The following is a 971-nucleotide window of genomic DNA, read 5'->3' on the forward strand; positions in this document are numbered from 1 at the left end:
TGCCACGACAACTGCGGCGTGCTCATGTACGTGAGGGACGGGGTGCTGGAGAAGATAGAGGGCGACCCGGAGAACCCCTACAACCAGGGGCGCCTCTGCCCGCGGTGCCTGGCGTTCAAGGAGATGCTCTACCATGAGGACCGCCTGAAATACCCCATGAAGCGCGCCAAGGAGGACCGCGGCAAGAACGCCTTCGAACGCATAACGTGGGACGAGGCCTACGACATCATCGAGCGGGAGATGAAGGCCGTCATCGAGAAGTTCGGCAACGAGGCCATCTGGGTCACGCAGGGCACCGGCCGCGACATCAACGGCTACGGGCCGCTCATGGCCCAGTACCTGGGCACGCCCAACTACGGCACCGGGTTCCTGTCGGGCCAGGCGTGTTACGCGCCGCGCATCTTCTCAACCGCGCTCAAGGCGGGCGGGCTGTTCGTGTGCGACTACGCGCAGTTCTTCCCCGACCGCTACGACGACCCGCGCTGGGAGGCGCCCGAGTATATCCTCGTATGGGGCAACAACCCGGTGGTGGCCAACTCCGACGGCACGCTCGGCCACTGGATCGTGGAGAGCATGAAGCGCGGCAGCAAGCTCATGGTCATGGACCCGAAGCTCACCTGGGTGGCCGGCAAGGCCGACGTGTGGTTCCAGGTGCGCCCCGGCACCGACGCGGCGCTGGCGCTCGCGCTCTGCAACGTCATCATCGAGGAGGGCCTGGAGGACAAGGAGTTCGTGAGCTGCTGGTGCTACGGCTTCGACGAGTTCGCCGAGCACGTGAAGAAGTACACGCCCGCCTTCGCCGCCGAGACCTGCGGCGTGCCCGAGGACCTCATCGTGGAGGCGGCCCGCAAGATCGGCCGCGCGAAGTCGTGCTGCCTGCAGTGGGGCGTGGCGATGGACCACACCTCCGAGGGCTTCATCACCGGCATGGCGTGCTTCGACCTCATGGCGCTCACCGGCAACTTCGAGAA

Annotated in this window: 1 protein-coding gene; it reads left to right on the forward strand. The window is 66.0% G+C overall.

The window, feature by feature from the left end; all coding sequences use genetic code 11:
- Positions 1–971 (forward strand): molybdopterin-dependent oxidoreductase (locus C1877_RS15055; protein WP_147274578.1); only part of this gene is annotated, 971 nt, incomplete at both ends.

Origin of the sequence: Gordonibacter pamelaeae (assembly GCF_003340385.1) — a bacterium.
GTDB lineage: Bacteria > Actinomycetota > Coriobacteriia > Coriobacteriales > Eggerthellaceae > Gordonibacter > Gordonibacter pamelaeae.